We start from the raw sequence: 24,864 nt of genomic DNA, 5'->3' as shown, positions 1-24,864 counted from the left end.
TTTAGAGTACATCAAGTGGAGCTGGTGGGATTCGAACCCACGTCCGCACAAGGAAACCATACGCTTTCTACACGTTTATTCCGGCCTTCTTTTTCGTGCCATAGCAAGACCCGGACCACCAACTATGACCTTATCCTCTAAAGTTTCACGCATGAAACGAGGCATTCAAGCGCTATTTCCGATTTACCTGCACCGCTAAACCCTTAGATTCGGAACAACATCCTTGGAGCGATGTCTCGTCGCATCACCTTGTAACGCGATAAAGCCAGTAATCTACTATACTTCGATTAGGCAGCGAGAGCGTAATTGTTTTCGCCAATTAATTTTTTGACTACTCTGATTTAGGAGCGAATAATCGAGGCTCCGCGTGCTTACGTACCATTTCATCTCGCCGTCAAATCCAGTCAACCCCGAGATAAACTGCCTGAGTATATACAACAGGCAACTACGAAGATTTGTCTTTTCTGTTAGTATTTTCTCGCCTTAATGAACGAGAATGATTCTCACATACAGACAAACTCTGCTGCAAAAGTAAGTGATTTTGAGAGAAAAACAAAATAAATCGAAAGATTTTATCCTAAAAAGCTTTGTCTGCATCGCAAAGGAAAGGGGATTATAAACAGCCATAACCTGATTGAACATGCGCTATCTTTCGTGATTCTCTTTTGCACATCGCCTTACCATCATCAGCAAAGCAAATTGCAAACTGCATCAAAACATCCCACAAAATGCCTCATTTCACGACACAATCTCCGTCATTTTACCGCATGAAATCATGCACTTTACTTTCCCATGTGACTTACATCAAATCATCTCTCAAGCTTTTTAGAAAAACAGAACGATAGGAAACCTCATTCAACCGAAAAATAACAATGATGTTTCTTTTCTCATCTCGCACACTGATTCTCGTGCGTTGCGCCATGTTTTTGTTTGCTTTTCAAGCGCAATATACGCTGAAGCGACCCACCATTCGCTTGCGCAGCCTGCCAATGTTGAATCTTGTAAAGAATCCGCCCCACAGCTTTACGATAGTCAAAGGGATAGAACAGCGTCAAAACATACCAACGTTTATCCTTCCGAATATAATGAGAAGCAAACGCAATATCGGGCATATCTTGTAGCCGTCCGCGTTTAACAAAGTTGCATTCTTGATAGGTGTAGACACTCTCGGGCACCACTTTGCACTCCATAACGATATCAACGCCACTATGATATCCAAACTGCACGTGGCCGCATCCATAGCTTTCAACAAATTCTTGGCGTAAAAACGAAGGATATTCAAACTGATAACCAAAGTCCGAGTCTGTGTAAACACTAAACTGTTCGAAGTCCATCCCCTCCTTAAATCGTTGTTGTGGCGCACGCCGATCGGGCACAATGAGAAACATAACGCCACAACAAGCAGCGACAAACAACAATATAAAAAGCAATAGTTTCTTCATTTCAATATCCACATTTGTTTGTTTTCATGCCGCAATTTCCCGTCCATCGCACAATAATTCATACTCCGATGCCATCTCCATACAATGTTCAACATCTGCAGCTTGCCATTATCGGCATTGCGAGCCCACATGCCTTTACGAATCAAAGCATTACATAAACGTGTATGAAAGTCCTTTGAATGAGCCATAAAAGGACGCAGAAAACTCAATATAAAACTCCAATTTGCAACACGATAACTGCAAAATAAGTCTACAATCAACAAGATTTGTTTTTCCATTGGCTTGCATTTTATGATGCAAAGTTAGGCGAAATGCATCATAAAACACAAAAAACAAGGCTGACATTTGTCTGACAACAGGCTGACAAAGGCAGTTTCAGCAGAAATGAAGTGTTATAAACCTATCCCCTACTTCATTATTTCGAGCCGATAATCACGCCCACGTTCCGACGTGACTTTCAGTCTTCCTTCGGTTTCAAGCACAGGTTTGATGCGCTTGATAAGCGTATAAAGTGTGTCGCTTGCATCAGGTTTCTTCGGCCAAAGGGCTTCGCAGATGTGCTGTTTCGTAAGCTGATGGCGCGGGTTTTGAAAGAACATGAGAAGCAAAGCATGTTGCATCGGAGTGAGTTTCACCGTTTGATGACTCAGCGTATAAAAGCGATTTTCGGCCTCAGAGAACATTAAATTTCCATAGACTTGCATGCCTTTGTGCTGACGTTTGAAGTAACCAATGGAGAAAAGTGCCCACAACAAGGCCACTGCAGAAAACGAAAGTGGTAGTCGCTGGTCGGAGAAGGCAAACACAGAAGCCATCGAACAATTGGCAAGTCCCTGAAACTCGATGTCTGCTTTCATCCCTTTCCTGCGCATAGGTTGGGTAGAAAGTCTGTTCTCTTCATCCCCTAAGGCATAACAAACGATAGAGTTTTTGCGCAAAGCAGCTATGCGAAGATAACTGCGATAGGCCTGAATCGTGTCTAAAGTGATAGCCTCATCGTGTTTCTCTGCCAATGTTTGCCTCAATGCTTGATTCATATCAGCCACCATTTCACGTTCAGCACTGCGATAACTGTGCATGCTCGACAATGCTGCACAAGCCAAAATAATGATAAAAACAACTAAAGAATGATATGCTTTCATACGTTCTTCTCCTTCTTAAAGCCTGTTGTCACGGCTTAAAATACGATTACTTCTGTGCAAAAATAATGAAAAAACAGAAATAAACAAAATGAAAATACGATTTGTTTAAGGCTGTATAGATATATAATCGGTGGAAAACCTATACTCAAACGAGGGGACGTTTACAGAAATGAATAGTCAAATAGGACTCTATTTTATAAAAAAATCCTAAAAAATGGGTATTGTTTTATCTATTTTTAAGTTCTATCTTTGCACCAATATAATTATAGTCATGAAAAAGAAATCAATTTTATTGTCCCTCGTGGCACTATGTGTATTGGCCTTGTCCTCTTGTAGTGACAAGAACGATGCACCCTCTTTTAGTTCGCAGGCATTGCAAAATGCTGAGTTAGTAAATGTTTTGAAAGCGAAAGGGTTTACCTTTAATGAGAAGGGACAACTGGAACTTAACGACTTAGCCCAAAACACCCAGTCGCTTGATTTAAGTGGAACAAAGTTGAAAGACCTCACCGGGCTTGACGTGTTCCCCAATCTTCACGAGTTGAAACTCGCCAATAATGGGTATGGCCCAACGTTTGATTTCGATTCTATTCCCGCGAAAATCACGGCCATTGACCTCACAGGTAATGAGATATATGACTACAATCATTTGGTGAAAGTGGATGTGGCTGAGAACGGAGAGGAAACTGTTACGCCCCAACATTCCATCAATAAGCTCTTGTTACCTGCCACAGCACGTTTCAACAGCCGTGATTTAGTACCTTTCTATCGTCACAACCAAAATGATATTGTGAGTGGAAAGGTTGAAATGAAGATGGTCGATGAGCACGGAAAGGTACAGCCTTATAACACATTGCGCACCATACCTGATGTAGCTGTTCTAAAATATATCAAGGAAACATTCCCATCAATTATGGCTTCTGACGGACAGCATGTTGACTTGAGTAAGCATTTGAGTTTAGCCGACAAATCAAAAACGTTCTATTTGATTGTAGGAGCTACGATAGCGCAACAACCAACTTCAGTCGAAGGGATGCAATATATTGTTTCCAATCCATCTTGGGAGGGCATAGATTGCAGAATTATACTCAAAGAAAAGTTGCCATTGCCTTATTTTTATGTGAGCAGTAAGCTACAGAAACTCTTTCTACAGAATGTAAAGACATCCATCATCAACACACAAGATGCACATGACTTGTACGAGATGGCTGTGAGAAAAGTTGATGGTCTGCGTGATATAGACCTTTCAGTAAGTACGCTGTTTGGCCAACGCGACAAGGATAAAGAAATGAGTGACATGGTAGGATCTTTTGTAGAGATTATAGACTGTCCGGATGTTGAAAATTTAAAGCTCCCTAATAAGACAGACTTACATGCTTTGCATCTGGGTGTCTTAGTCGCTCCAAAGCTAAGAGCCCTTGATTTTTCGAACTTTATAGGTATAAGTACCATTGAGTTAGGACGCTTAAATCCTGCTTGTAAATTAACCTATCCCACAACCTTGAAGCATTGGTATGATTATGGAGGCTATGTGCCAGATGCCGATTTGAATACGACTTTTGTGATTACTGAAGATGTTTTCAACCGACAGGAAACAAAAAGTTTCATCAAGAAGTTCTATTTAGACCGCACGCCACAGCGCCTTTCTGATTACGATGCCTTTTTGTATGGTGATTTGTTCAAACCTGAAATACGAGGGATTTTTTGGACACATGAAAAATATATCTCACAAATTAAGAAATAAAGACTAAGGAAATGAAACAGAAATTTTTCTCAATACTTATTATCTTTACATGTTTATTTGGTTTTATTGCTTCTGCAAATGCTGAAAATTATGTAGGAACGCTGTCAAATGTAACGATGAATGGTAAGCATTTTAATGATGTTGCCAATACGTTTTTTTCATTGACTGATAATGGAGATGGAACTTATCTGTTGCAAGGGGAAATCCAAAAAATAGGGAAAATGCCAGGAACAATCTCTATCAATGTTCCCGTGTATATCATAAATGGCACTATTTCTCCAACAGCTAAAAATAGAGAAGCGGGGATTCTGAAGACTGCTTTTATGAAACAAAAAATCAAATTGCGTAATATTTCAGGAAGTTTGCAAGGAGGGTTATTACATTTTGTTATCGAAACTTATGCGGGATGGGACATTTTTCCAATGTTCCCAGCTTCTGTGACTTTTGATGGAACGAAGTAATAAAGATATGAAAAGAGAATTTAAATGTCTATTGTGGGGCGGCCTATTCATAGCCGTCTTTACCCTAATGGGGTGCAGCAGTGACCACAATCTTGACGAACGGCCTGTAGATGAGAGTAGCATTGAGACTGCACATCAGATTCTTGATGGTGACATTGTTCTATCTACAAAAGCTACACTCAACGGCGATGACAAGACTTTGTTGCCCGAAGGCTGCCCCACAAAATTCAGATTTGCGTGGGAGGATGCTAAAACTTTACGCTTGCAGTTACTTAACTTCACCGTAGGCAATATGCCACTAAAGATTACTTTCACCAGCTTGTGCAAGTTTATGCAACTTAATTCATGGGAGAAAGACGAGTACAGTGGTGACGGATGGTTGAAATTTAAAGGAGTTGATGGCGTGGTTTCTGCCGATGATAAGGGTACGGGTGCTGTTTCAAAGGGTAGCGGCGCCAAGGTTGATGGTTATCTCAACGTGAAAACTCATCAGATAAACTTCATCGTTAACTACAACATGATGAATGTGCGTTCGGAGTGTTTCCTGCAAACCATTGATAAAAATCGCATCAAAACATACGATGAAGACTTTAAGAAATATGAAGAAGATTTGAAGAAATACAAAGAGGAACATGGTCTGTAGTAACCACATCTCTACATAATGACATGAAAGAAATGTGGGTAATGCATGTATTATCCACATTTCTTTTTGTATAGAAAAAGTGCACATGAGAAGAAAAAAACTATTCCTTACGCTGCTTTTTTGCTTCAGCTTCATGACTTTATGGGCTCAGCAGCAAGTAAAATTCAAAGTAGAGGAACAAGGAACACAGCAACCTTTAGTAGGTGTTTATATCTCGCTTACAACCAAAAACAGCACTAAAGCAGAATTTAATGCCGTGACCGATGCTACAGGAAAAGCCGTTTTCAACATTGAAAGGCGAGGTACTTACCACTATCAGACTACAGCTGTAGGCTATATTTCAGTCTCTGGAGATATACAACTGCCGCAGAACACTACAATAAATATTGTGATGCGGGAGGATGTTATGCACCTGAATGATGTTGTTGTAACAGGTTCCCGCACTGAACGCCCTATAAAACTGTCGGCCGTTACTACGCAAGTGCTGGGTGGAAAAGCTTTAGTGGATGCCGGATACAGCGACCTTCAGCATGCACTTCAACAGGAAACGCCCGGTATGAACATCCAGAAAGTGGGCTTTGGCAATGAAATATCCATGCAAGGATTAGATGCTCGACACGTGCTTTTCCTACAAGATGGCGAACGAATGACGGGAGAAATGGCGGGAAACCTTGACTATGAGCGTTTTAATCTGCACGCAATAGACCGCATAGAGATTGTAAAAGGTGCCAGCAGTACGCTCTATGGAAGTCGTGCTTCAGGTGCAGTGATCAACCTTATCTCCAAGAAAGCCACGAAACCGATAGACATTCAAGCGGGTTTTCGCTGGGGACAGATGAACCAACGTAATTACAAACAGCCTTCAAAGCATGACTTTCTTTATATGTTTGAGAAGAATAGCGACCGTCCAAACCTACAAGCATGGGTGTCTGCAGGTATGAAATACAAGAAAATTACTTCGCAGACAGACATTTGGTACAGTGAAAGTGATGCCTTTTATATGTATCAATCCAAACATGATAAAAAGGTATACACGAAAGAAGCCAATCCTTTCTTACCGCATGACATTATTTTAAACAGCGTGGCTGAGCGCTCTCCAATGGGTATCGAGGGTACGGAACACGTTTCTATTGCACAGAAATTCTATATCGACCCTATCAAAAACCTGTCTATTGAGACTTATGGTACATTGTTTTTCATGAATTCCTATGACTTGATTCAAGACATGACATTCACACAGAGCCGTGACTTTATGACGGGATTCAAAGCAAAATACGATGTAAAAGACTGGTTTTCTGTCCACTTAAGTATGCATGCAGACTTTTATGATCGCTTCAAAAGGCATGAAAGACTTGATGAACGCAAGAAGGTTTACAAGAGCTGTATCCTCGAACCACGCCTGACTGTCACGAGTAATTACTTCAATCACCACAGTCTTATCTTCGGAATAGAGCATACCAGCGATGAATTGACGAGCGATCGCTTTGTGAATCGCAAGATGACAACACGTGCTTTGCACGAAACTGAATACTTCTTACAAGATGAATGGATACCCAATACACATTGGTTACTATCAACTGGTGTGCGTACAAACTTCTCAAAAGCTTTTGGTTTCATGTGGATGCCGAAGCTTGCCGCCAAGTATTCACTCAACAATCACTGGGCTTTTCGTGCCAATTACTCCATGGGCTACCGTGCACCGAGCATCAAAGAGCTATTCTTTAACTGGGATCATTTAGGCATGTTTCAAATCCGCGGTAACGAAGAATTACGCCCGGAGAAGAACCATTATATTTCATTCGGCACAGAATACACCACAGATCGTTTCTTCATCAACGTGAATGCATACGGAAACTTCTTCAGAAAGAAGATCGAAGGTATATGGCATATTTACGACATGCAATATAACTTTGAATATACAAATCTAAGAAATCAGCGCATGTTGGGCATTGAAGCAATTCTCAAATGGCATTTCGCGAAAGGCTTTACCCTTAATGGAACCTACAGCTATGTGAATGTAAGTAAGCAGCAAGGCATACAGGTAAACACCACATCTCCACATGCGGCAACTGGCAGTTTAGACTATACGCTCAACCAAAAGAACTATCGTTTGAAAAGCATTCTCAGTGCATCGCTCATGGGACAGAAGCAATTTGATGTGCAAGACCGCGTGTGGGTAGACGAACATCACAAGAGTTACGATGCCTATTTCCGCTGTACATTGCCTACATATGTACTTTGTAATTTAGCCGTCGTGCAGACTTTCTGCAATAAAGTAAAAGTAACCTTGGGCGTTGACAACCTATTCAACTACGTTCCTCATACCTTAGGATCGGGAATCACGATGTTCAATGTACCGGCGACATGCGGCACAAGAGGCTATATTCAAGTGGAATTCTTAGTCGATGACATTATCAAAACCTTGAAACATAAATAATGAAAACAACACTATATATACTTTTAGGCGCGCTCTTTACATTCACCTCATGTGTAAAATACGATGCCGAGCCTTTCACGGGGAAGACACTTCCCCGTGTCAGTGGTTATTCTACAGGTGTTACCAATGATTGGATTTATTTCAATCTACGTACAGGCGAGATATTCAACAGCTATCAGCCAGGCAGCGACATCAAAGAAGGTGAACAGAGAAACCGTTTGGACTGGGATCTCGCTTTCTGTGGCTACCGTCTCAGAACGAATAGTGGGACTTCGGGAAACGGTCAAGGTGGGGCTGCCGATTTAGGCAGTGGAAACTATGAAAAATGGCAAACCGTTTCACAACTTCCCAACACCATCCAATGGGCTGTAGATGATCACACAGTATCAATTACCTATTCACGCAACGACTGGAATAAGTATCTCATTGCCAATCACCTTGATTTTAATGAGAATCCATGGTTTGATCCCAACCGAGGACCAGCCACAACACAGACTGATGCCAATCCACTACTGGCACGAGCCATGACGTTTACCGGGCCACCACCCGTATATTCGCCTTCTTTCCACACCTATGTTGTGCGCACCGCCGATGGTAAACGCTACTTCAAGCTGCAGATTATAAGTTGGTATAAAGGCGACATTGAGGTCGGAGATACAGGAGGTCAGATTAGTTATTACTGTGATGAATTAAAATAAAACAAGTTTTTCAAAGTAAAATAAATAGTAGATAACGAATAGAAAAAATGGGAAATAACAAGAAGTGGTATATCAAACAGACGCTCATCTCATTCTTAGTAGTACTCTTTGCCATGCCTTTGGGACACGGAGCCATGAAGTTAATGGAAAGATTCATGAATGAGGGAAGCCTGCATGTGGCTGGTTTCATGATTGGATTGATAGGACTTGTGATGGTGATTATCGGCGTCTTTGTGAAAGGCGACACCCGACAGACTTTATGGGGACTATTCGGTGGGCTCCTCTTCTGGACGGGATGGGTAGAGTTTCTCTTTATGTATTATGCCCGCCGCTATGGAGTCCAGCCTGAAATAGAATATGGGAAGACGGTCACACAACCTGAATATCTCATCCTTCCTGCATCGTTTGGCATGTGGATGATGACGATGGTGATGTATGTGTTCAGCACAAAGAATGGCTGTCTTTTCATCACATGGGTGCAGAAAGTGTGCTTCCGCAGTCAGCGAAAAACAATTGTCGTGCAGCCCATGACACGTCACACCTCAATCGTAACCTTCATGGAAACCAACATGATGCTGTGGGCTTCCTATCTCTTGTTGATGTTCTGTTACGACAAAAACTTCTTTGGTGATCATCATCCTGTTACGTTCTTGGTTGGCTTAGGCTGTCTTGTGGGGTCGCTGTTCATGTTAGAAAGGCAACTGCATATTGCTTCCTGGGGTGCCAATATCCGTATGGCAGTAGCCACAGTGATTGTGTTTTGGGTGCCCGTAGAGATACTTGGCCGCATCAATTTCTTCAAAGAGTTCTGGGTCGAGCCTGAAAAATACGCGCTCCCCATGCTGATTATCCTGACAGCTTTTGCGGTCTTGGGCGTTTATCTATGGCGAAAAGGTCAGGTGAAGCAATAACAACAGGACTTTTCCTCTACAGAAGTATCATAAAAAAGAAGTTTTCAAAGAAGAAAAAATCAGCGTAGTGCTATGAGATATATTATTGCTATGGACTCTTTCAAAGGGAGTCTTACCTCTGAAGAAGCAGGAAAAGCGGTGGCCGATAATTTGAAAAGCCACGATGAAGAAGCAGAAATTAAAGTACTTTCGGTCTCAGATGGTGGCGAAGGTATGCTTGATGCATTCTGCAAAGCCACACATGCCACACGACTTTCTGTACCTACTCGTGATGCACTGATGCGTCGGATTGAGGCACAATATGCCATAACTCCTGACGGGACCGCTATCATAGAAGTGGCTCAAGCCTGTGGACTCATGCACATAGAACACGAGCAACGCAATCCCATGCGCACCACTTCATATGGTGTGGGCTTGCTTGTTGCAGATGCTTTGCGCCATAATTGCCACAAGATGATTATCGGATTAGGTGGTAGTGCCACAAGCGATGCTGGCATAGGGATGCTTCGTGCATTGATTGATACCTTTGCTCCAGAAGACCATTTTAATGCCATTCGCCCCTTATTCGACAATTGTGAGGTAATCTTGGCAAGCGATGTGACAAATCCTCTCTATGGAATTAATGGCGCAGCCCATGTCTTTGCGAAGCAGAAAGGGGCTACTCCATCGATGATTGAGGCCTTAGATGCACGGGCTAAACAGTTTGCTTTGCACACAAAAAGAGCCATGGGGTTTGACAAAAGCATGCAGCCCGGAGCAGGAGCAGCAGGTGGTTTGGGCTACGCTTTCATGCAGTTTCTCAATGCGAAGATGCAATCGGGTGCCGAATTGCTTTTACATTTACTCCAGTTTGACAAGCTGTTAGCCCATGCCGACATCGTCATTACAGGCGAAGGCAAGAGTGATTGTCAAACGCTGATGGGCAAACTACCGGCTGTCATCATGCAACACGCCCGCCAACATCACCTCCCCACCCTATTATTGTCTGGTCAGATTGAAGACCGCGATAGTCTTATCACAGCCGGATTCAAAGCAGCCTGCGCCGTGAAACCAAGCAATATGCCACTTGAAGAGGCTATGATTCCCGAAAAAGCCAAAGCCAATATTAGGGATTTTCCCCTCCCTATTTAGGGAAAATCCTTTCAAACGATGTTTTATTTGTTCTACTTTTGTATCGTGAAGATTAAGCGATGAGTGCTTCAATGCTCACAATTTATTCTGTAACAAATAAAAGATCGGAATATGAAAAAGTTTATATTAGCCCTCACAATGCTGTTCACACTAATGGTGTCGGCAAGCGCAATGAGTTACGAACAGGCTCGTCAGCAGGCGTTGTTCCTTACAGATAAGATGGCGTATGAACTGAATCTCACAGATGAACAGTATGAGGCTGCCTATGAAATCAACCTCGATTATCTGATGAGCATCAATGATTACAACGATGTTTACAATGTTTATTGGACACAACGCAACTTAGATTTAAGTTACATTCTACTTGATTGGCAATACAGAGCCTATTGTTCTGCCAACTATTTCTACCGCCCTTTGTATTGGGATGACGGCTATTGGAGGTTCAGAGTCTATGCCCGTTACCCTCACAGGGATTACTTTTACTTTGGTAGACCAAGCTTTTATGCAGTGTATAGAGGCGGACATAGCTGGCGAATTAATGGCGGAAGAAGTTGGTATCGTGGTAGAGATTTCGGCTTCAGAGAAGGCAGACGTTACGTAGGAATGCGTGACAACTTCAACCAAGGCAACTATGGTCGTGGTTTCAGTAGCCGCAATTTCGACAACTATAACAATGATAATCGTGTGTTTGGAGGCTCACGCAACAGCCGACTCTATGGTAATGACGACCGAGATAGTAGGGCTTTTGGAAACAACGATAATTATAACTCACGCTACAATCGTTCATTTGACAATAGTCGTTCACGCATATTCGGAGGTAGTGCAGCAACGGAGAGCCGCAGTAACAACACATTTAATAACCGACAAAGCAGCACTCGGTCTACTCTTCCGGCTGTTCCCAACCGCACTTTCGGAGCAGATCGTGGCAGCATGAACCAGGAACCAAGCCGCATTTTCGACCGCTCAAACAGCGAACGCTCATTTGGTGGCAGTGCACCGACACGCTCATTTGGCGACAATGTGCCTTCGCGCTCTTTCGGAAATAGTGCACCAAGCCGTTCGTTTGGAGGCGAAAGTGCTCCCTCTCGCTCATTCGGTGGCGGCGGAACTACGCAAGGAAGTCATGGTGTTTTTGGCGGAAGACGATAAAAGAAGAAACAAAGACCAACACATTCTAAATTATACAATATATACAATTCAATCAAATGGGATTATCAGAGGGCTTCAGCCCGACGATAATCCCATATTTCTTGGTCCACATTGGAAATCATTTTAGAACATCATAGCTGATAAATTCTGACCTCAGCATTATCCATTTTCTGTATTTCTCCCATTGGTTTATGAAAATAAACACTTTGAATGGCCTTATTGATGATGCCATGTCCCACGGCAAGCACCGTCTTGTTGGGATATGAAGTGCGAAGAAACTCCAAGAATTTTAGTGCACGTTGTTTCAAGACTTCAAGGCTTTCAACATTCTCAGGCCATGGTTTGTCCTTCAAATCAGGAATAAACTTCCCCGTGAAATCCCCCCAATCACGCTCCCGAAGCAAAGGAGTTGTTTCGACTTCTTTATGATGTGGCGCAGCAATAATCCTACATGTGTCGACAGAACGTTTCAAATCACTCGACACAAAGACATCTATCGGCTCGTCTTTCAACTTGTCGCGCGTGGTCTCGGCTTGCTGAATACCGCGTTCATTGAGTTCACCTTGCAAATGCCCCTGCAGAATCTGTGCTGCATTATCAACCGTTTCACCATGCCGCACCAAATATAATGTTGTCATAACCAATTGATTTTTACTGCAAAAATACAAAAAAGAACAGACACATAGCAGTGAGTTCATAGTTTTTTCTTATCTTTGTCGTTGGATAATAAACAAGATATGAAAGTATTCAAGACCTCACTTTTCCGCGCCATTTGTGCGATTATTGTCGGCGCATTACTCATTAAATATCGCGAAGAAACCATGCAATGGCTAACCATCACCATTGGAGTTATCTTCTTTCTTTCGGGCGTTGTGTCGCTGGCTTCCTACTATTCGGCTCGCAAATCGGCCGGAGGTCCAGAGGTATACAACAGCAATGGCGAGTTGATTTCAGGCGGTCCACGCCCTGCTTTGCCTATCGTTGGCATAGGAAGCGTAATCCTCGGTGCTATCTTAACCCTCATGCCAGACACCTTTATCAATGGACTCACCTATATTATTGCCGCACTTCTTATCGTGGGAGCTATCAGTCAATTCATCAATTTGGCTTCAGCGCGCAAGTATGCTGACATTGGTTTATTCTATTGGTTGATGCCTTCTATCATCTTGTTAACAGGACTTGTGGCCATCATCTACCCCAAAGCAATCGCCTCTGCGCCTTTATTTGTCATTGGATGGTGCATGCTAATATACGGCGTTGTGGAGTGTATCAACACCTTGAAGATATATTCTTGTCAGAAACAAATAAGCAAACAAGAGGCTGAAACGCCTGCTATTGAGGAACAAACGGAAACAAAAGACGAGCAACAACCTGCTGAATAAGTTCACAGGACGCAAAGGCTCTGCACACGATATGGCGCAACCGAACAGCTAAGGTCTATAAGACGGGCTCTCGGTTTGCGCCATATCGCTTTTTCAAGGAAGTTAATTTTATGGATTATTGCTTTCCGATTCTATGCTTTTTGAATCGTCTTTGCACCACCATTTTGTAAAATAAACAACCCGCTTTTTAACACTTCACAAAACGAGTAAATAGAAACGAAATAAGCGGGAAACACAAAACATCATTCGATTACAAGTACTTTTCTCCCTCAAAATCCCTCTTTCAAAGTTCAATCTCAGTCATTTTACGCCTCTAAACCCATCATTTCATCACGCAATATGCTTGAAAAGACAAGGCGAAATGGCACAGATTACACACTGAAACAACACAAATCATCGGCCTTTTTGCCCCATCGAAGACACTAAAATCTAATAAATTTTATAATCATCTGACTGCCAACACTTTATCAACCCACGCCAAAACTCGCGTATTTTCAACGAAAAGAAGTTGTGGTTTGAATATGCACGTTATGCAAAGCCTATTGTAAAGATGTTTAATAACAATCAACTTAGCATTGAAAGTCACTTTATCAAGGACAAACAATGAGGCAAAACGCAAGAAAAACAAACAGCTTTTCACTCGCTGGTAGAGGCAAAGTAGCTCCACTAAAAAGGGGCTTTATACACATCAAAAAGCTTTTTGTGCATATAATTTGGTCAATAACCAAAAATAATGTATCTTTGCGCGTACGCTAAAGTGAAACTATACACATACATTATATACATTCTATGAAATTGAAAATCGTTGTACTTGCCAAGCAAGTACCTGACACACGAAACGTAGGAAAAGACGCTATGACGGCTGAAGGCACAGTAAACCGCGCAGCACTCCCTGCAATTTTCAATCCGGAAGACCTGAATGCACTTGAACAGGCCTTACGAATCAAAGACCAAAATCCAGGTTCTACAGTTGGAATTCTAACGATGGGACCTCCCCGTGCAGGTGAGATTATCCGTCAAGGGCTATACCGCGGCGCTGACGAAGGTTGGCTTTTGACCGACCGAAAGAGTGCAGGCGCTGACACTTTAGCAACATCCTACTTCCTCGCTAAAGGCATAGAGAAGATTGGAAACGTTGATATTGTCATAGGAGGACGCCAAGCAATAGACGGTGATACGGCACAAGTTGGTCCGCAAGTAGCACAGAAACTCGGTTTGAACCAAGTGACTTATGCCGAAGAAGTGGTTAAGATTGAGGACGGAAAAGCAACCATTCGTCGTCACATTGATGGCGGTGTAGAGACTGTTGAGACTCCACTTCCAGTGTTGATTACCGTAAATGGCAGTGCTGCTCCAGCTCGTCCATGCAATGCAAAGCTTGTAATGAAATACAAATATGCAACTTGTCCAATGGAACGTAAAGGCGATGAACCTTGGAGTTCGCTTTATGAGACGCGCCCTTATCTGACACTTGGTCAATGGAGTATAGCCGATTGTGGAGCTGACTACGACCAATGTGGCTTGGCAGGTTCACCTACTAAGGTGAAGACGGTACAGAATATTGTGTTCCAAGCAAAGGAAAGCAAAACCTTAACAGGCAGTGACAACGATGTCGAAAGCTTGGTAAAGGAACTATTAAACGAAAAGATTATTGGCTAAAAACATAGGAATGGTTGGTTGAAGAACCTCAGTTTGTTGGACAAGCAAAGGTTGAATGAGCGGAAAAAACAAAGCCACGGGCAACCTTTTTGATTTATTCGAAATCTCAACAACATCTTCTTCATACCACAATCCTCATTCAAATTATGAACAACGTATTTGTATATTGCGAATTAGAAGAGACAACCGTTCAGGAAGTTTCACAGGAATTGCTCACTAAAGGTCGCAAACTTGCCAATAAACTTGGTGTAGACCTGCATGCAATTGTAGCCGGAAGTGGCATTAAAGGCAAGGTAGAAGATCAGATTTTACCTTATGGTGTGGACAAGTTATACGTCTTTGATGGAGACAAACTCTTTCCCTATACCTCAGCACCTCACACAGATATTCTCGTGAATCTCTTCAAAGAAGAGAAACCTCAGATATGTTTGCTTGGCGCAACAGTAATTGGTCGTGACCTGGGTCCACGCGTAAGTTCCTCTCTGACGTCTGGACTTACGGCCGATTGTACCCAACTTGAGATTGGAGATTACGACGAAAAGAAGACTGGAAAGCATTATGATAACTTGCTTTATCAAATCCGTCCCGCCTTCGGTGGTAACATTGTAGCGACCATTGTGAATCCCGATCATCGCCCACAAATGGCAACTGTGCGCTCAGGTGTAATGCAAAAAGCTCTTTATGAGGGTCAAAGTAAGGGCGAAGTAGTTTATCCTGACGTTGCAAAATATGTCCCAGAAGAAGATTATGTGGTTAAAGTCATCGACCGACACATAGAAGCTGCCAAGCACAATCTTAAGGGATCACCGATTGTTGTGGCTGGAGGCTACGGCGTAGGAAGCAAAGAAGGTTTCGATCTTCTATTCCAATTGGCGAAAGAACTCCATGGAGAAGTGGGCGCAAGTCGTGCAGCTGTTGATGCAGGATGGGTTGACCACGACCGCCAAATCGGTCAAACAGGCGTCACTGTTCATCCAAAAGTATATATCGCTTGTGGCATTTCTGGTCAAATTCAGCATATCGCCGGCATGCAAGATAGTGGCATCATCATCTCAATTAATAACGATCCTGATGCTCCTATCAATAAGATTGCCGACTATGTCATTACCGGTTCCGTTGAAGAAGTAGTGCCAAAGCTGATTAAGTACTATAAGCAGAACAGCAAATAAGGGGCCTCTCCCCCGGCCCCTCCCCAAAAAGGGAGGGGAGTAATGTGCTTTTCTATTGAATAAATACAAAGGGATAGTCTCTTAAAATCTCATGAAAAAGGTAAAGACTCCATTTGACTATATGAGTTCTTCGCCCGATCGCTATGCACTATTGAAGGCATATGCCAGAGAGAACAGACAGAAAATGACTCTTGCAGAGACTATACTTTGGAATGAATTAAGGGCATTACCTAAAACATTTAAATTCAGACGACAGCACATTATTGGTGACTTTATTGTTGATTTTGTATGCTTAGATTTACATTTAGTTATTGAAGTAGACGGTGATTATCATCAAAAGTTACAGCAAACTCACGATGACATACTACGTACTGAATGCCTAAATAGACTGGGATTTAACGTAATACGCTTCACCAATGAACAAGTTATAGAGAATCTACAAGAAGTAATAAGAGAGATTAATAACATATTATATAATGAATAAAATAATCCATCACCAACCCTTTTCCGTCTATCAAGGAGATGACATGCTACTCCCCTCCCTCTTCGGGGAGGGGTTGGGGGTGGGGCTTTAGCTTATGTCAAACTATTACACCGACCATCCAGAGATAGGTTTTCATTTGAACCATCCTCTGATGAAACGCATTGTTGACCTCAAAGAGCGCGACTATGCAGACAAAGATGCTTTTGAAGACGCTCCCGTTAACTACGAGGATGCTCTCGAAAACTACAAACGTATGCTCGATATCACGGGAGATGTCGCTGCAAATATCATCGAACCAAATTCTGAAAGCGTAGACCTTGAAGGCCCACACTTGGAGAATGGCCGTATGCTTTATGCCAGTAAGACTGTTGAAAACATTGAAGCAACACGCCAAGCTGGCCTTTGGGGCATCTCCATGCCACGCCGATATGACGGTCTGAACATCCCAAACATCGTCTTCTCTATGGCTTCTGAGCTCATCGCTGCAGCCGATGCTGGTTTCCAAAACATTTGGTCTTTGCAGTCATGTATTGATACACTCTACGAATTTGGTACGGAAGAACAACGCAAAAAGTATATTCCTCGCATCTCAGCTGGTGAGTCTATGTCTATGGACCTTACCGAACCAGACGCTGGTTCAGACCTTCAGCGCGTGATGTTAAAGGCTACTCAGGACGCAGATGGCACGTGGAGACTTAATGGAGTGAAACGTTTCATCACCAATGGAGACTCAGATATCCACCTTGTTTTGGCTCGTTCAGAGGAAGGTACACGCGATGGACGCGGACTTTCGATGTTTATCTATGACAAAAAAGACGGTGGTGTGACCGTGCGTCATATCGAAAATAAACTCGGAATCCATGGAAGTCCAACATGTGAACTTGTATATAAGAATGCAAAATGTGAGCTTTGCGGCGATCGTAAGTTAGGCTTGATCAAGTATGTCATGTCACTCATGAACGGCGCTCGACTCGGAATTGCCGCTCAAAGCGTTGGCGTTGAACAAGAAGCTTATAATGAAGCCCTCGCCTATGCTAAGGAACGTGCTCAGTTTGGCAAGAAGATTATCACCTTCCCTGCCGTATATGACATGCTCTCTCGCATGAAAGCAAAGCTTGATGCAGGTCGTTCGCTGCTCTACATGACGGCTCGTTACGTTGACATCTATAAGGCGCTTGAAGACATTTCGCGTGAACGCAAGCTCACACCTGAGGAGCGTAAGGAGATGAAACAATACACTCGACTCGCTGATGCCTTTACACCGATTGCCAAAGGTATGAACTCTGAGTATGCAAACCAAAACGCTTATGATGCTATTTCCATTCATGGCGGTTCAGGTTTCATCATGGAATACAAGAGTCAACGCCTCTATCGAGACGCTCGAATCTTCTCTATTTATGAGGGAACAACCCAACTTCAGGTCGTTGCTGCAGTGCGTTATATCACCAACGGCACTTATCTTGCCATCATGAAAGAGATGCTTGAGACTCCCGTTAGCGACAACCTACAACCTCTAAAGGTGCGTATTGCAGAGTTAGTTGACCTGTATGAAGAGGCACTCAATAAGGTAAATAGTGATGAAAATCAGGAGCAACACGACTTCCTTGCACGTCGTTTATATGATATGACGGCTGAAATCATCATGTCATTACTGATTTGTATTGATGCAAGTAAGGCGCCAGAACTCTTCGAAAAGAGTGCAAATGTTTATGTACGCATGGCAGAAGAAGATGTCATTGGTAAGGCTGCATACATCAAAGCATTCAAGGCTGAAGACTTAAAGAACTTTGTTGCAGAAGAAACAACAGAAGAAACAGAAGCTTAAGCGCTACTGATAATCAACAAAAGGCTACATCATGATGTGCATGGTGTAGCCTTTTTTATTGCCATGATGTTCCATATAGTACGCTCAAATGCCACGAACAAGAGATTGCATCATTAGCTTTGGCAGCCCCTATCAGCTTGTTCTAAATTGCATGTAAATCTAAATAGTTTTGCCAGTTCTGCCAAACCACTCTGCAGAATTACACTCCTTACAACACATTGAGTCTCAAGTTGTTATGAAAAATAACAGGACTTACACATGAAAGATTATTAAAAGTCGGTGTAATTCACATCATTTCATACCACAATTTGCGTCACTTTATCGTGTAAAATGAGGCAAATTATCAAGTGAAATGAATCAAATCGTGGCGTGAAATAAATCAAATCACCGTGTAGACTACCTCAGATGAATGCACAAGGTAAATCAAAGTACATGAAAAAAGGTTGAAAGACATGGCCTTAAACAGCCATCGTCTTCCAACCTTTTATGGTTACTAATCGTAAGTTTCGATTAGATATTTGGATTCATTTCATTCCATTTGTCAACAGAAGGAACAATACCGAGTTCAACAATCTCGTCACGCATCTTGCAAAGATGCTCGTAAGACTTCTGCAAACCATCCATTTCTTCCTTCGTACCTGTAGGCTCTGTGAAGTGAACACCAGTCTTATCAATTGTTGTTGGCATAGCCATCATAACGTTCTTGAAGCCAAGCTTGTCGTTGCATACATAGCAACCAGCTGGCAAAGTGAACTTCTCGCCGCCCATAGCAGCCTCAATCATCTTCACAGCATTATATGCAGGACTCTGGAAAGAGCTACGACCGCGGAGCTTAATGATGTTAGATCCGCCTTGAACTGTATGGTGTTTGATCTCTTCCCAACGTGTTTCAGAAAGATTCATCTCTGCCAATGGCTTACCATCTACCTTTACTTGAGAAGCGAATACAGCCATTTGCTCACCATGACCACCATAAGTGTGTGCGCCAGTAACCTTATCTTGCTGTACACCGAACTCCTCAGCGAGAGCCTGTTGCAAACGAGTTGAGTCGAGAGCAGCAAGAGATGTCAACTGATTTGGTTTCAAACCAGAGTGAATCAACGTTGTCAATGCAGTAACATCTGCAGGGTTGAAGATTACAACAACATGCTCTACGTTAGGACAATACTTCTTGATGTTATCACCAAACTCGGCAGCTATCTTGCAGTTTCCTTTCAAAAGGTCTTCACGAGTCATGCCTTCTTTACGAGGAGCACCACCAGATGAGATGATATACTTAGCGCCTGTGAAAGCCTTTTCAGGGTCAGTGGTGTAGCAAAGGTTAGCACCAGGGAATGCACATTGTGCCATTTCGTCGTATACTCCGTGTACACCTGGCTCGAAAATATCATAGAGACAGATGTTAGGAGTAAGCCCAAGCATCAACGCACTCTGTACCATGTTAGAACCAATCATACCGCCTGCACCAACGATAACAAGCTTGTCATTCGATAAATACTTCATAATTGTAATAAATATTGTTTTGTTTAGAAATCTAATTCCTATTGGTTTTACGACCACAAAGTTAGTAAAAATCCAAAGATATAATGTACTTTTTGAAGATATTATTTGTTGTTTAATCTTAAAAAACATATCTTTGTCATGTCGATTTAGCAAAACTAAGGATATGAAAACAATTGACCAACGACTTGAAGCTTTACGCGATGTCATGCGAAGTGAACATCTTAGTGCATTCATCTTTCCCAGTACAGACGCCCACAACAGTGAATATGTGGCGCCACATTGGCAAAGTCGCGAATGGATTTCAGGGTTTAATGGATCTGCTGGCACGGCAGTCGTGACATTGACTGGGGCAGCTTTGTGGACAGACTCTCGCTATTTCTTAGCTGCCGAGCAACAACTTGCAGGCACAGAATATGAACTTATGAAGCTCAAAGTTGCTGGAACACCGACAGTTTCTGAATGGATTGCGCAACAATGTGAAGCAGGAAGTGAAGTGGGAATTGATGGAACGGTGAGTAGTTTCGCGGAAACGGAGGTCCTAAAAGCCGAACTTCGGCAGCAAGGAGGAATGACATTGCGCCTTAACCTCGACCCTTTGGCGCGTATTTGGGATAATCGTCCCCCTATTCCTCAACATAAAATAGAACTTCATCCACTTGAATATGCAGGGGAAACTACGGCTTCCAAACTGGGAAGAATACGTGAAAGCTTGCGACAAAATCATTGTGATGGCATGCTGATATCAGCCTTAGACGACATTGCATGGACGCTAAACCTTCGTGGAACAGACGTGCATTGCAACCCAGTTTTTGTGGCTTACCTCCTTATGGAGCATGAAAAAACGATATTATTTGTTGATAAAGATAAGCTCACAACAGAAGTTTCAGTCTATCTATCAGCGCTTTCGATTAAGCTACTTCCATATAACGAAGTCGGGAAATACCTCAAACGCGATTACTTTGCCTATAATATCATGCTTGATTCTCACGAGACAAGTAGTTATTTAGTGGCTTGTGCGAAAGCAGGAAGAGCTTCAGTTGTGTTGAAGACTTCACCCATTCCAGCAATGAAAGCCATAAAAAACAAGACGGAAATTGAAGGATTTCGTAATGCCATGAAACGTGATGGCGTGGCCATGGTAAGGTTCCTTAAATGGCTGATTCCTGCGGTTGAAGAAGGTAATGAGACTGAAATGTCGCTGGATAAGAAATTAACAGACCTCAGAAAAGATCAGCCTTTATATCGTGGTTTGTCATTCGACACGATAGTAGGTTATGAACATCATGGTGCAATTGTACATTATGAGGCGAACGAAGCCACAGATATTGCCATCAAACCTCATGGACTTGTGCTCATTGATAGTGGTGCTCAATATCAAGATGGTACAACGGATATCACACGAACTATAGCACTTGGGCCTATCACTGAACTTCAAAAACGTATATATACCTTAGTATTAAAGGGGCACATTCAACTCGAAATGGCTCGCTTTCCCGATGGAATCAGTGGCACACAACTTGATGTTTTAGCACGTGAACCACTATGGCGTGAAGGCTATAACTACTTACATGGCACTGGACATGGTGTCGGTTCATATCTCAATGTGCATGAAGGTCCGCAACAGATTCGCATGGAATACATGCCCGCCCCATTGCATTCAGGCATGACAGTGACGGATGAACCAGGCTTATATCTGGCAGATCGTTTCGGTGTTCGTATTGAAAGCACCTTGTTAATCACAGCAGATTGTGAGACTGAATTTGGCAAATTCCTGCGTATGGAATCACTAACGCTCTGCCCTATTGATACAAAACCCATCATTATTTCTATGCTCTCTGATGAAGATATCAATTGGTTGAACCATTATCATGCGGAAGTTTATGAAACGCTTTCACCCGAATTAAACGATGAAGAACGTGAATGGTTGAGACAAGCAACGCGACCTATTGAACGCGAAAAAGCCTAACCATGATAGATTTTGCTTCCTTTCAAGTTTGAAATAATTTGAAAATGCAAGATAACTTGCTTTATTCTTAAATTTTGTAAAATAAGAACGACTAAATTTGCAGCGTTAAAATAAATTATCTACTTTTGCATCCGCCTTACAAGTTAAGGGCGTTTAGCTCAGCTGGTTTAGAGCATCTGCCTTACAAGCAGAGGGTCGGCGGTTCGAATCCGTCAACGCCCACCAACGTAAAGGGTGGTTACCAGAGTGGCCAAATGGGGCAGACTGTAAATCTGCTGGCTATGCCTTCGGTGGTTCGAATCCATCACCACCCACTCAATTAAAGAGATTTAGCAACGCTAAATCTCTTTTTTCGTATCATGAAATCTTTCATATCATATTCTTTTTGTATCTTTGCGATATCATGGATTCAGTCTTATATATTAAAAATATGGTGTGCGACCGCTGTAAAATGGCCGTTGATCAAGTGATTCGCAATAACGGATTACAGCCCATTTCGGTTGAGTTGGGCAAGGTAGTTGTTGCTCATTCGATTGATGTTCCATTGCGTTCACAAATCAAAAAGCAACTCGAAACACTGGGGTTTGAATTGCTTGATGATAGAAAACAGCAGTTAATTGAGCAAATAAAGACTGCAGTGATACAATTAGTTCATTACCATGACGGCATGACTAATACGAATTTGAGTGATTATCTCACATCAAAACTCCATAGCGATTATAGCGCCTTAAGTAAGCTTTTCAGTGAGGTTACAGGACAAACCATTGAGCGATATCTTATAGAACAACGCATTGAACGTGCCAAGGAGCTAATACGCTATGATGAATTGAGCCTTACTCAGATTGCATTTCAATTGAATTATTCGAGCGTTGCCCATTTAAGTAGCCAGTTTAAAAGCGTCACTGGCATGACACCTTCACAATTCAAAGCACTCAAAAATAATACCCGACGCAGCCTCGATGAAATTTAACCAGCTGCCAATTACAACCTTATCTTTTCCAATATTGTTGCAACAAACGACGCCAAAACGATTGCTTTGTACGCTCGAATTGCTTTAATTCCTCATCTGTTTTATCCCTTCCAAGCTGCGAAATGGCTTCAGCTTGGTCGAAATCAAAGGTATCATAGCCTTCAGTTAGTACCTTAATAACGAAATCTGGATGTGTAAGCTGAATCTGATACTGCGTATTTTGTGCTATCATAATAGCGATTGTACGCAACAACAACGTAACATAGTTGACATTAATCCCACTAACTTGCTTGACTATACGATTCATTATCGCTTCTGGTATCGACTTTTCTAACCTTTGTTTTACTTCATCTTGTTTCATCATTAGTTCCTTACGGAAGTCATGCGCGCTTACATCTACACCGAAAAGTAAGTCTCCCGAATGCCTAACTACCCTATTCAAAGGAAGTGAATTGACCAATCCGCCATCAACAAGTAACATATCTTCAAGCTTAACGGGATTGAAAAAGAGCGGTATTGAGATACTCGCACGGATGGCTTCATAAAGACTTCCGCGATCAAAGACTATCTCTTTACCACTATTCCAATCGGTTGCTACGGCCGTATAAGGAATGGGAAGGTCTTCTATATTGACATCAGGCACAATCTCTTTCAGGGCATCTATCACCTTCACTCCTTTCACCAAATGACTCAAACTAAAGGAGAAGTCTACCAAAGACAGTATCTTTCGACGGTCAAGAGCAAACATCCAGTCTTTTACTTCGGGTAGTTTTCCGGCAGCAAACATCCCTCCTATGAGTGCGCCCATAGAACAACCGGCCACTGAAGTGATTTCATAGCCATGGCGTTCCAGTGATTCTATAGCGCCAATATGAGCTAAACCACGAGCTCCTCCGCCTGACAACACTAATGCAACGCTTTTATTCGCCATCATAATGCTTGTTTAATTGTCCTTCAATATGCTGCTTCACCTTATATATATACGCTCCTTTAAGCTGTAAAAAAGAAAAGAGTTGCAGTTCAACTCCACGAGGTATGAACTACAACTCCATATTTCTTACGTGATAATAAAACGATTAACAACAGATGTTATCCATAGATAACGTTGCCGTTCTCATCCGTATAATCATCCAAAGTCTTACTATATTGGTTCATAGCACGCAGACTCATACCCATGTTTGAGAAGCCTCCATCGTGGAAAAGGGTCTGCATTGTCACCTTACGGGTTAGATCACTGAACAAAGTTACACAGTAATCAGCACACTCATCGGCTGTAGCGTTGCCGAGAGGTGACATCTTATCAGCAAAATCCATCATGTTATCAATGTCCTTAATGCCTTTACCTGCAGTTGTTTCTGTAGGAGATTGTGAGATGGTATTAATGCGAACATTCTTCTCTCTGCCATAGATATAGCCGAAACTACGTGCTATACTTTCCAATAAACTCTTTGCATCGGCCATGTCGTTATAGCCAAAGAATGTGCGATGTGAAGCCACATACGTCAATGCAACGACTGAACCATATTCTGCAATTGCGTCAACTTTCTTTGCAGCTTGCAGCATCTTGTGGAATGAAATGGCTGAAATATCAAGCGTTTTATTTAGCCAATTGTAGTCAAGATCATCGTAAGTACGGTGCTTACGAACGTTAGGACTCATCCCTATGGAATGGAGAACGAAGTCTATTTTGCCTCCCAATAGCTCTTGAGCCTTAACAAAAACATTCTCAAGATCATCGTAATTGGTCGCATCTGCCGCAATAACTGGCGCATTAATCTTCTTGGAAAGTTCATCAAGTGAACCCATACGAAGTGCCATTTCAGTGTTACTCAACACGAGAGTTGCACCTTCTTCTGCGCAGCGTTCAGCCACTTTCCATGCAATTGACATATCATTCAGTGCACCGAAAATAACACCACGTTTTCCTTTTAATAAGTTATAAGCCATAATTTTGTATTTAGTTAAACCGCTGCAAAGTTACGTTTTTCAATGAGAATAACAAAAAAAAATTGCACAAATCACGTTTTTTTGTGTAATCGTTTACGTAAAAATGGAGGCGAAAAGCATAACATCAATCGCATTATTCCCATGCAATAGTTACATACCTTGTAGTTATTGAGGTGGTAACACCATAAGCATTGTACCTTT

General features: G+C 42.3%; 22 protein-coding genes, 2 tRNA genes and 1 other RNA gene. 17 read left to right on the top strand and 8 right to left on the bottom strand.

From position 1 onward, the window contains the following. Positions 1 to 13: 13 nt before the first annotated feature. From ssrA to HMPREF9420_RS10300, 4 genes are all read right to left on the bottom strand, one after another. Positions 14 to 412: a transfer-messenger RNA gene (gene ssrA / locus HMPREF9420_RS13635) on the bottom strand. A gap of 475 nt (positions 413 to 887) precedes the next feature. Next, positions 888 to 1,442 carry a hypothetical protein gene (locus HMPREF9420_RS10310; protein ID WP_007135608.1) on the bottom strand — a complete coding sequence of 185 codons (555 nt, stop codon included), beginning with the start codon at positions 1,440 to 1,442 and terminating at the stop codon, positions 888 to 890. Next, a complete protein-coding gene (locus HMPREF9420_RS10305) occupies positions 1,439 to 1,720 on the bottom strand; it encodes a hypothetical protein (protein WP_007135607.1) in 282 nt (93 codons plus the stop codon). Before HMPREF9420_RS10305 ends, HMPREF9420_RS10310 begins: the two co-directional genes overlap by 4 nt. Positions 1,721 to 1,849: 129 nt before the next feature. Beyond that, the gene (locus HMPREF9420_RS10300; RefSeq protein ID WP_007135606.1) at positions 1,850 to 2,584 is read right to left on the bottom strand and encodes a helix-turn-helix domain-containing protein; all 735 of its coding nucleotides are present in this window, start codon (positions 2,582 to 2,584) and stop codon (positions 1,850 to 1,852) included. Positions 2,585 to 2,855: 271 nt separating this feature from the next. Between HMPREF9420_RS10300 and HMPREF9420_RS10295 the strand changes: the two genes are divergently transcribed. From HMPREF9420_RS10295 to HMPREF9420_RS10260, 8 genes are all read left to right on the top strand, one after another. Beyond that, on the top strand, positions 2,856 to 4,328 hold the full coding sequence (locus HMPREF9420_RS10295) for a leucine-rich repeat domain-containing protein (protein ID WP_052297294.1): 1,473 nt from the start codon (positions 2,856 to 2,858) through the stop codon (positions 4,326 to 4,328). Positions 4,329 to 4,339: 11 nt separating this feature from the next. Further along, entirely contained in the window at positions 4,340 to 4,789 is a 450-nt protein-coding gene (locus HMPREF9420_RS10290; protein ID WP_007135604.1) for a hypothetical protein, read from the top strand. A 7-nt stretch (positions 4,790 to 4,796) separates the two neighbouring features. Beyond that, on the top strand, positions 4,797 to 5,432 hold the full coding sequence (locus HMPREF9420_RS10285; protein WP_044079232.1) for a DUF4903 family protein: 636 nt from the start codon (positions 4,797 to 4,799) through the stop codon (positions 5,430 to 5,432). 85 nt (positions 5,433 to 5,517) lie between these two features. Beyond that, the gene (locus tag HMPREF9420_RS10280; protein ID WP_007135602.1) at positions 5,518 to 7,869 is read left to right on the top strand and encodes a TonB-dependent receptor; all 2,352 of its coding nucleotides are present in this window, start codon (positions 5,518 to 5,520) and stop codon (positions 7,867 to 7,869) included. Beyond that, a complete protein-coding gene (locus tag HMPREF9420_RS10275; RefSeq protein ID WP_007135601.1) occupies positions 7,869 to 8,567 on the top strand; it encodes an HmuY family protein in 699 nt (232 codons plus the stop codon). Before HMPREF9420_RS10280 ends, HMPREF9420_RS10275 begins: the two co-directional genes overlap by 1 nt. A gap of 47 nt (positions 8,568 to 8,614) precedes the next feature. After that, the gene (locus HMPREF9420_RS10270) at positions 8,615 to 9,478 is read left to right on the top strand and encodes a hypothetical protein (RefSeq protein ID WP_007135600.1); all 864 of its coding nucleotides are present in this window, start codon (positions 8,615 to 8,617) and stop codon (positions 9,476 to 9,478) included. Between the two features lie 72 nt (positions 9,479 to 9,550). Beyond that, complete coding sequence (locus HMPREF9420_RS10265; protein WP_007135599.1) at positions 9,551 to 10,609, top strand: glycerate kinase family protein; 1,059 nt, start codon at positions 9,551 to 9,553, stop codon at positions 10,607 to 10,609. Positions 10,610 to 10,720: 111 nt separating this feature from the next. Continuing rightward, on the top strand, positions 10,721 to 11,758 hold the full coding sequence (locus HMPREF9420_RS10260) for a hypothetical protein (protein WP_007135598.1): 1,038 nt from the start codon (positions 10,721 to 10,723) through the stop codon (positions 11,756 to 11,758). A gap of 131 nt (positions 11,759 to 11,889) precedes the next feature. On the opposite strand, the gene HMPREF9420_RS10255 is transcribed toward HMPREF9420_RS10260, so the two are convergent. Next, the gene (locus HMPREF9420_RS10255; RefSeq protein WP_007135597.1) at positions 11,890 to 12,396 is read right to left on the bottom strand and encodes a histidine phosphatase family protein; all 507 of its coding nucleotides are present in this window, start codon (positions 12,394 to 12,396) and stop codon (positions 11,890 to 11,892) included. Between the two features lie 99 nt (positions 12,397 to 12,495). Between HMPREF9420_RS10255 and HMPREF9420_RS10250 the strand changes: the two genes are divergently transcribed. From HMPREF9420_RS10250 to HMPREF9420_RS10230, 5 genes are all read left to right on the top strand, one after another. Then, positions 12,496 to 13,140 carry an HdeD family acid-resistance protein gene (locus HMPREF9420_RS10250; RefSeq protein WP_007135596.1) on the top strand — a complete coding sequence of 215 codons (645 nt, stop codon included), beginning with the start codon at positions 12,496 to 12,498 and terminating at the stop codon, positions 13,138 to 13,140. Positions 13,141 to 13,929: 789 nt separating this feature from the next. Continuing rightward, positions 13,930 to 14,799 carry an electron transfer flavoprotein subunit beta/FixA family protein gene (locus HMPREF9420_RS10245; RefSeq protein ID WP_007135594.1) on the top strand — a complete coding sequence of 290 codons (870 nt, stop codon included), beginning with the start codon at positions 13,930 to 13,932 and terminating at the stop codon, positions 14,797 to 14,799. Positions 14,800 to 14,945: 146 nt separating this feature from the next. Beyond that, on the top strand, positions 14,946 to 15,968 hold the full coding sequence (locus HMPREF9420_RS10240; protein ID WP_007135593.1) for an electron transfer flavoprotein subunit alpha/FixB family protein: 1,023 nt from the start codon (positions 14,946 to 14,948) through the stop codon (positions 15,966 to 15,968). Positions 15,969 to 16,059: 91 nt separating this feature from the next. Then, positions 16,060 to 16,452, top strand: a complete 393-nt coding sequence (locus HMPREF9420_RS10235) for an endonuclease domain-containing protein (RefSeq protein ID WP_007135592.1) — start codon at positions 16,060 to 16,062, stop codon at positions 16,450 to 16,452. A gap of 94 nt (positions 16,453 to 16,546) precedes the next feature. Continuing rightward, the gene (locus HMPREF9420_RS10230; protein WP_007135591.1) at positions 16,547 to 18,277 is read left to right on the top strand and encodes an acyl-CoA dehydrogenase family protein; all 1,731 of its coding nucleotides are present in this window, start codon (positions 16,547 to 16,549) and stop codon (positions 18,275 to 18,277) included. 510 nt (positions 18,278 to 18,787) lie between these two features. On the opposite strand, the gene HMPREF9420_RS10225 is transcribed toward HMPREF9420_RS10230, so the two are convergent. After that, positions 18,788 to 19,780: a malate dehydrogenase gene (locus tag HMPREF9420_RS10225; RefSeq protein ID WP_044079231.1), complete on the bottom strand. Its 993-nt coding sequence runs from the start codon at positions 19,778 to 19,780 to the stop codon at positions 18,788 to 18,790. A 163-nt stretch (positions 19,781 to 19,943) separates the two neighbouring features. On the opposite strand from HMPREF9420_RS10225, the gene HMPREF9420_RS10220 reads away from it, so the two are divergent. From HMPREF9420_RS10220 to HMPREF9420_RS10205, 4 genes are all read left to right on the top strand, one after another. After that, positions 19,944 to 21,746 (top strand): aminopeptidase P family protein, encoded by a 1,803-nt coding sequence (locus HMPREF9420_RS10220; RefSeq protein WP_007135589.1) that lies wholly within the window; start codon positions 19,944 to 19,946, stop codon positions 21,744 to 21,746. Between the two features lie 147 nt (positions 21,747 to 21,893). After that, positions 21,894 to 21,971: transfer RNA gene (locus HMPREF9420_RS10215), tRNA-Val, on the top strand. Between the two features lie 7 nt (positions 21,972 to 21,978). Beyond that, positions 21,979 to 22,060, top strand: a tRNA-Tyr gene (locus tag HMPREF9420_RS10210). 89 nt (positions 22,061 to 22,149) lie between these two features. Then, positions 22,150 to 22,716, top strand: a complete 567-nt coding sequence (locus HMPREF9420_RS10205; RefSeq protein ID WP_187116449.1) for a helix-turn-helix domain-containing protein — start codon at positions 22,150 to 22,152, stop codon at positions 22,714 to 22,716. Positions 22,717 to 22,735: 19 nt separating this feature from the next. On the opposite strand, the gene HMPREF9420_RS10200 is transcribed toward HMPREF9420_RS10205, so the two are convergent. Together HMPREF9420_RS10200 and HMPREF9420_RS10195 are read right to left on the bottom strand one after the other, a co-directional pair. After that, on the bottom strand, positions 22,736 to 23,650 hold the full coding sequence (locus HMPREF9420_RS10200) for a patatin-like phospholipase family protein (RefSeq protein WP_007135587.1): 915 nt from the start codon (positions 23,648 to 23,650) through the stop codon (positions 22,736 to 22,738). Positions 23,651 to 23,805: 155 nt separating this feature from the next. Next, on the bottom strand, positions 23,806 to 24,663 hold the full coding sequence (locus tag HMPREF9420_RS10195) for an enoyl-ACP reductase FabI (RefSeq protein WP_007135586.1): 858 nt from the start codon (positions 24,661 to 24,663) through the stop codon (positions 23,806 to 23,808). Positions 24,664 to 24,864 lie beyond the last annotated feature (201 nt).

The organism is Segatella salivae DSM 15606 (assembly GCF_000185845.1).
Classification (GTDB): domain Bacteria; phylum Bacteroidota; class Bacteroidia; order Bacteroidales; family Bacteroidaceae; genus Prevotella; species Prevotella salivae.
The sequence above is the reverse complement of the archived record's forward strand: the minus strand, read 5'-3'. Positions and strand labels throughout refer to the sequence as shown.

Coding starts and splice junctions, on each gene's coding strand:
- HMPREF9420_RS10310 (WP_007135608.1), bottom strand. CDS start 1,442: ATGAAGAAACTATTGCTTTTTATATTGTTGTTTGTCGCTGCTTGTTGT.
- HMPREF9420_RS10305 (WP_007135607.1), bottom strand. CDS start 1,720: ATGGAAAAACAAATCTTGTTGATTGTAGACTTATTTTGCAGTTATCGT.
- HMPREF9420_RS10300 (WP_007135606.1), bottom strand. CDS start 2,584: ATGAAAGCATATCATTCTTTAGTTGTTTTTATCATTATTTTGGCTTGT.
- HMPREF9420_RS10295 (WP_052297294.1), top strand. CDS start 2,856: ATGAAAAAGAAATCAATTTTATTGTCCCTCGTGGCACTATGTGTATTG.
- HMPREF9420_RS10290 (WP_007135604.1), top strand. CDS start 4,340: ATGAAACAGAAATTTTTCTCAATACTTATTATCTTTACATGTTTATTT.
- HMPREF9420_RS10285 (WP_044079232.1), top strand. CDS start 4,797: ATGAAAAGAGAATTTAAATGTCTATTGTGGGGCGGCCTATTCATAGCC.
- HMPREF9420_RS10280 (WP_007135602.1), top strand. CDS start 5,518: ATGAGAAGAAAAAAACTATTCCTTACGCTGCTTTTTTGCTTCAGCTTC.
- HMPREF9420_RS10275 (WP_007135601.1), top strand. CDS start 7,869: ATGAAAACAACACTATATATACTTTTAGGCGCGCTCTTTACATTCACC.
- HMPREF9420_RS10270 (WP_007135600.1), top strand. CDS start 8,615: ATGGGAAATAACAAGAAGTGGTATATCAAACAGACGCTCATCTCATTC.
- HMPREF9420_RS10265 (WP_007135599.1), top strand. CDS start 9,551: ATGAGATATATTATTGCTATGGACTCTTTCAAAGGGAGTCTTACCTCT.
- HMPREF9420_RS10260 (WP_007135598.1), top strand. CDS start 10,721: ATGAAAAAGTTTATATTAGCCCTCACAATGCTGTTCACACTAATGGTG.
- HMPREF9420_RS10255 (WP_007135597.1), bottom strand. CDS start 12,396: ATGACAACATTATATTTGGTGCGGCATGGTGAAACGGTTGATAATGCA.
- HMPREF9420_RS10250 (WP_007135596.1), top strand. CDS start 12,496: ATGAAAGTATTCAAGACCTCACTTTTCCGCGCCATTTGTGCGATTATT.
- HMPREF9420_RS10245 (WP_007135594.1), top strand. CDS start 13,930: ATGAAATTGAAAATCGTTGTACTTGCCAAGCAAGTACCTGACACACGA.
- HMPREF9420_RS10240 (WP_007135593.1), top strand. CDS start 14,946: ATGAACAACGTATTTGTATATTGCGAATTAGAAGAGACAACCGTTCAG.
- HMPREF9420_RS10235 (WP_007135592.1), top strand. CDS start 16,060: ATGAAAAAGGTAAAGACTCCATTTGACTATATGAGTTCTTCGCCCGAT.
- HMPREF9420_RS10230 (WP_007135591.1), top strand. CDS start 16,547: ATGTCAAACTATTACACCGACCATCCAGAGATAGGTTTTCATTTGAAC.
- HMPREF9420_RS10225 (WP_044079231.1), bottom strand. CDS start 19,780: ATGAAGTATTTATCGAATGACAAGCTTGTTATCGTTGGTGCAGGCGGT.
- HMPREF9420_RS10220 (WP_007135589.1), top strand. CDS start 19,944: ATGAAAACAATTGACCAACGACTTGAAGCTTTACGCGATGTCATGCGA.
- HMPREF9420_RS10205 (WP_187116449.1), top strand. CDS start 22,150: ATGGATTCAGTCTTATATATTAAAAATATGGTGTGCGACCGCTGTAAA.
- HMPREF9420_RS10200 (WP_007135587.1), bottom strand. CDS start 23,650: ATGATGGCGAATAAAAGCGTTGCATTAGTGTTGTCAGGCGGAGGAGCT.
- HMPREF9420_RS10195 (WP_007135586.1), bottom strand. CDS start 24,663: ATGGCTTATAACTTATTAAAAGGAAAACGTGGTGTTATTTTCGGTGCA.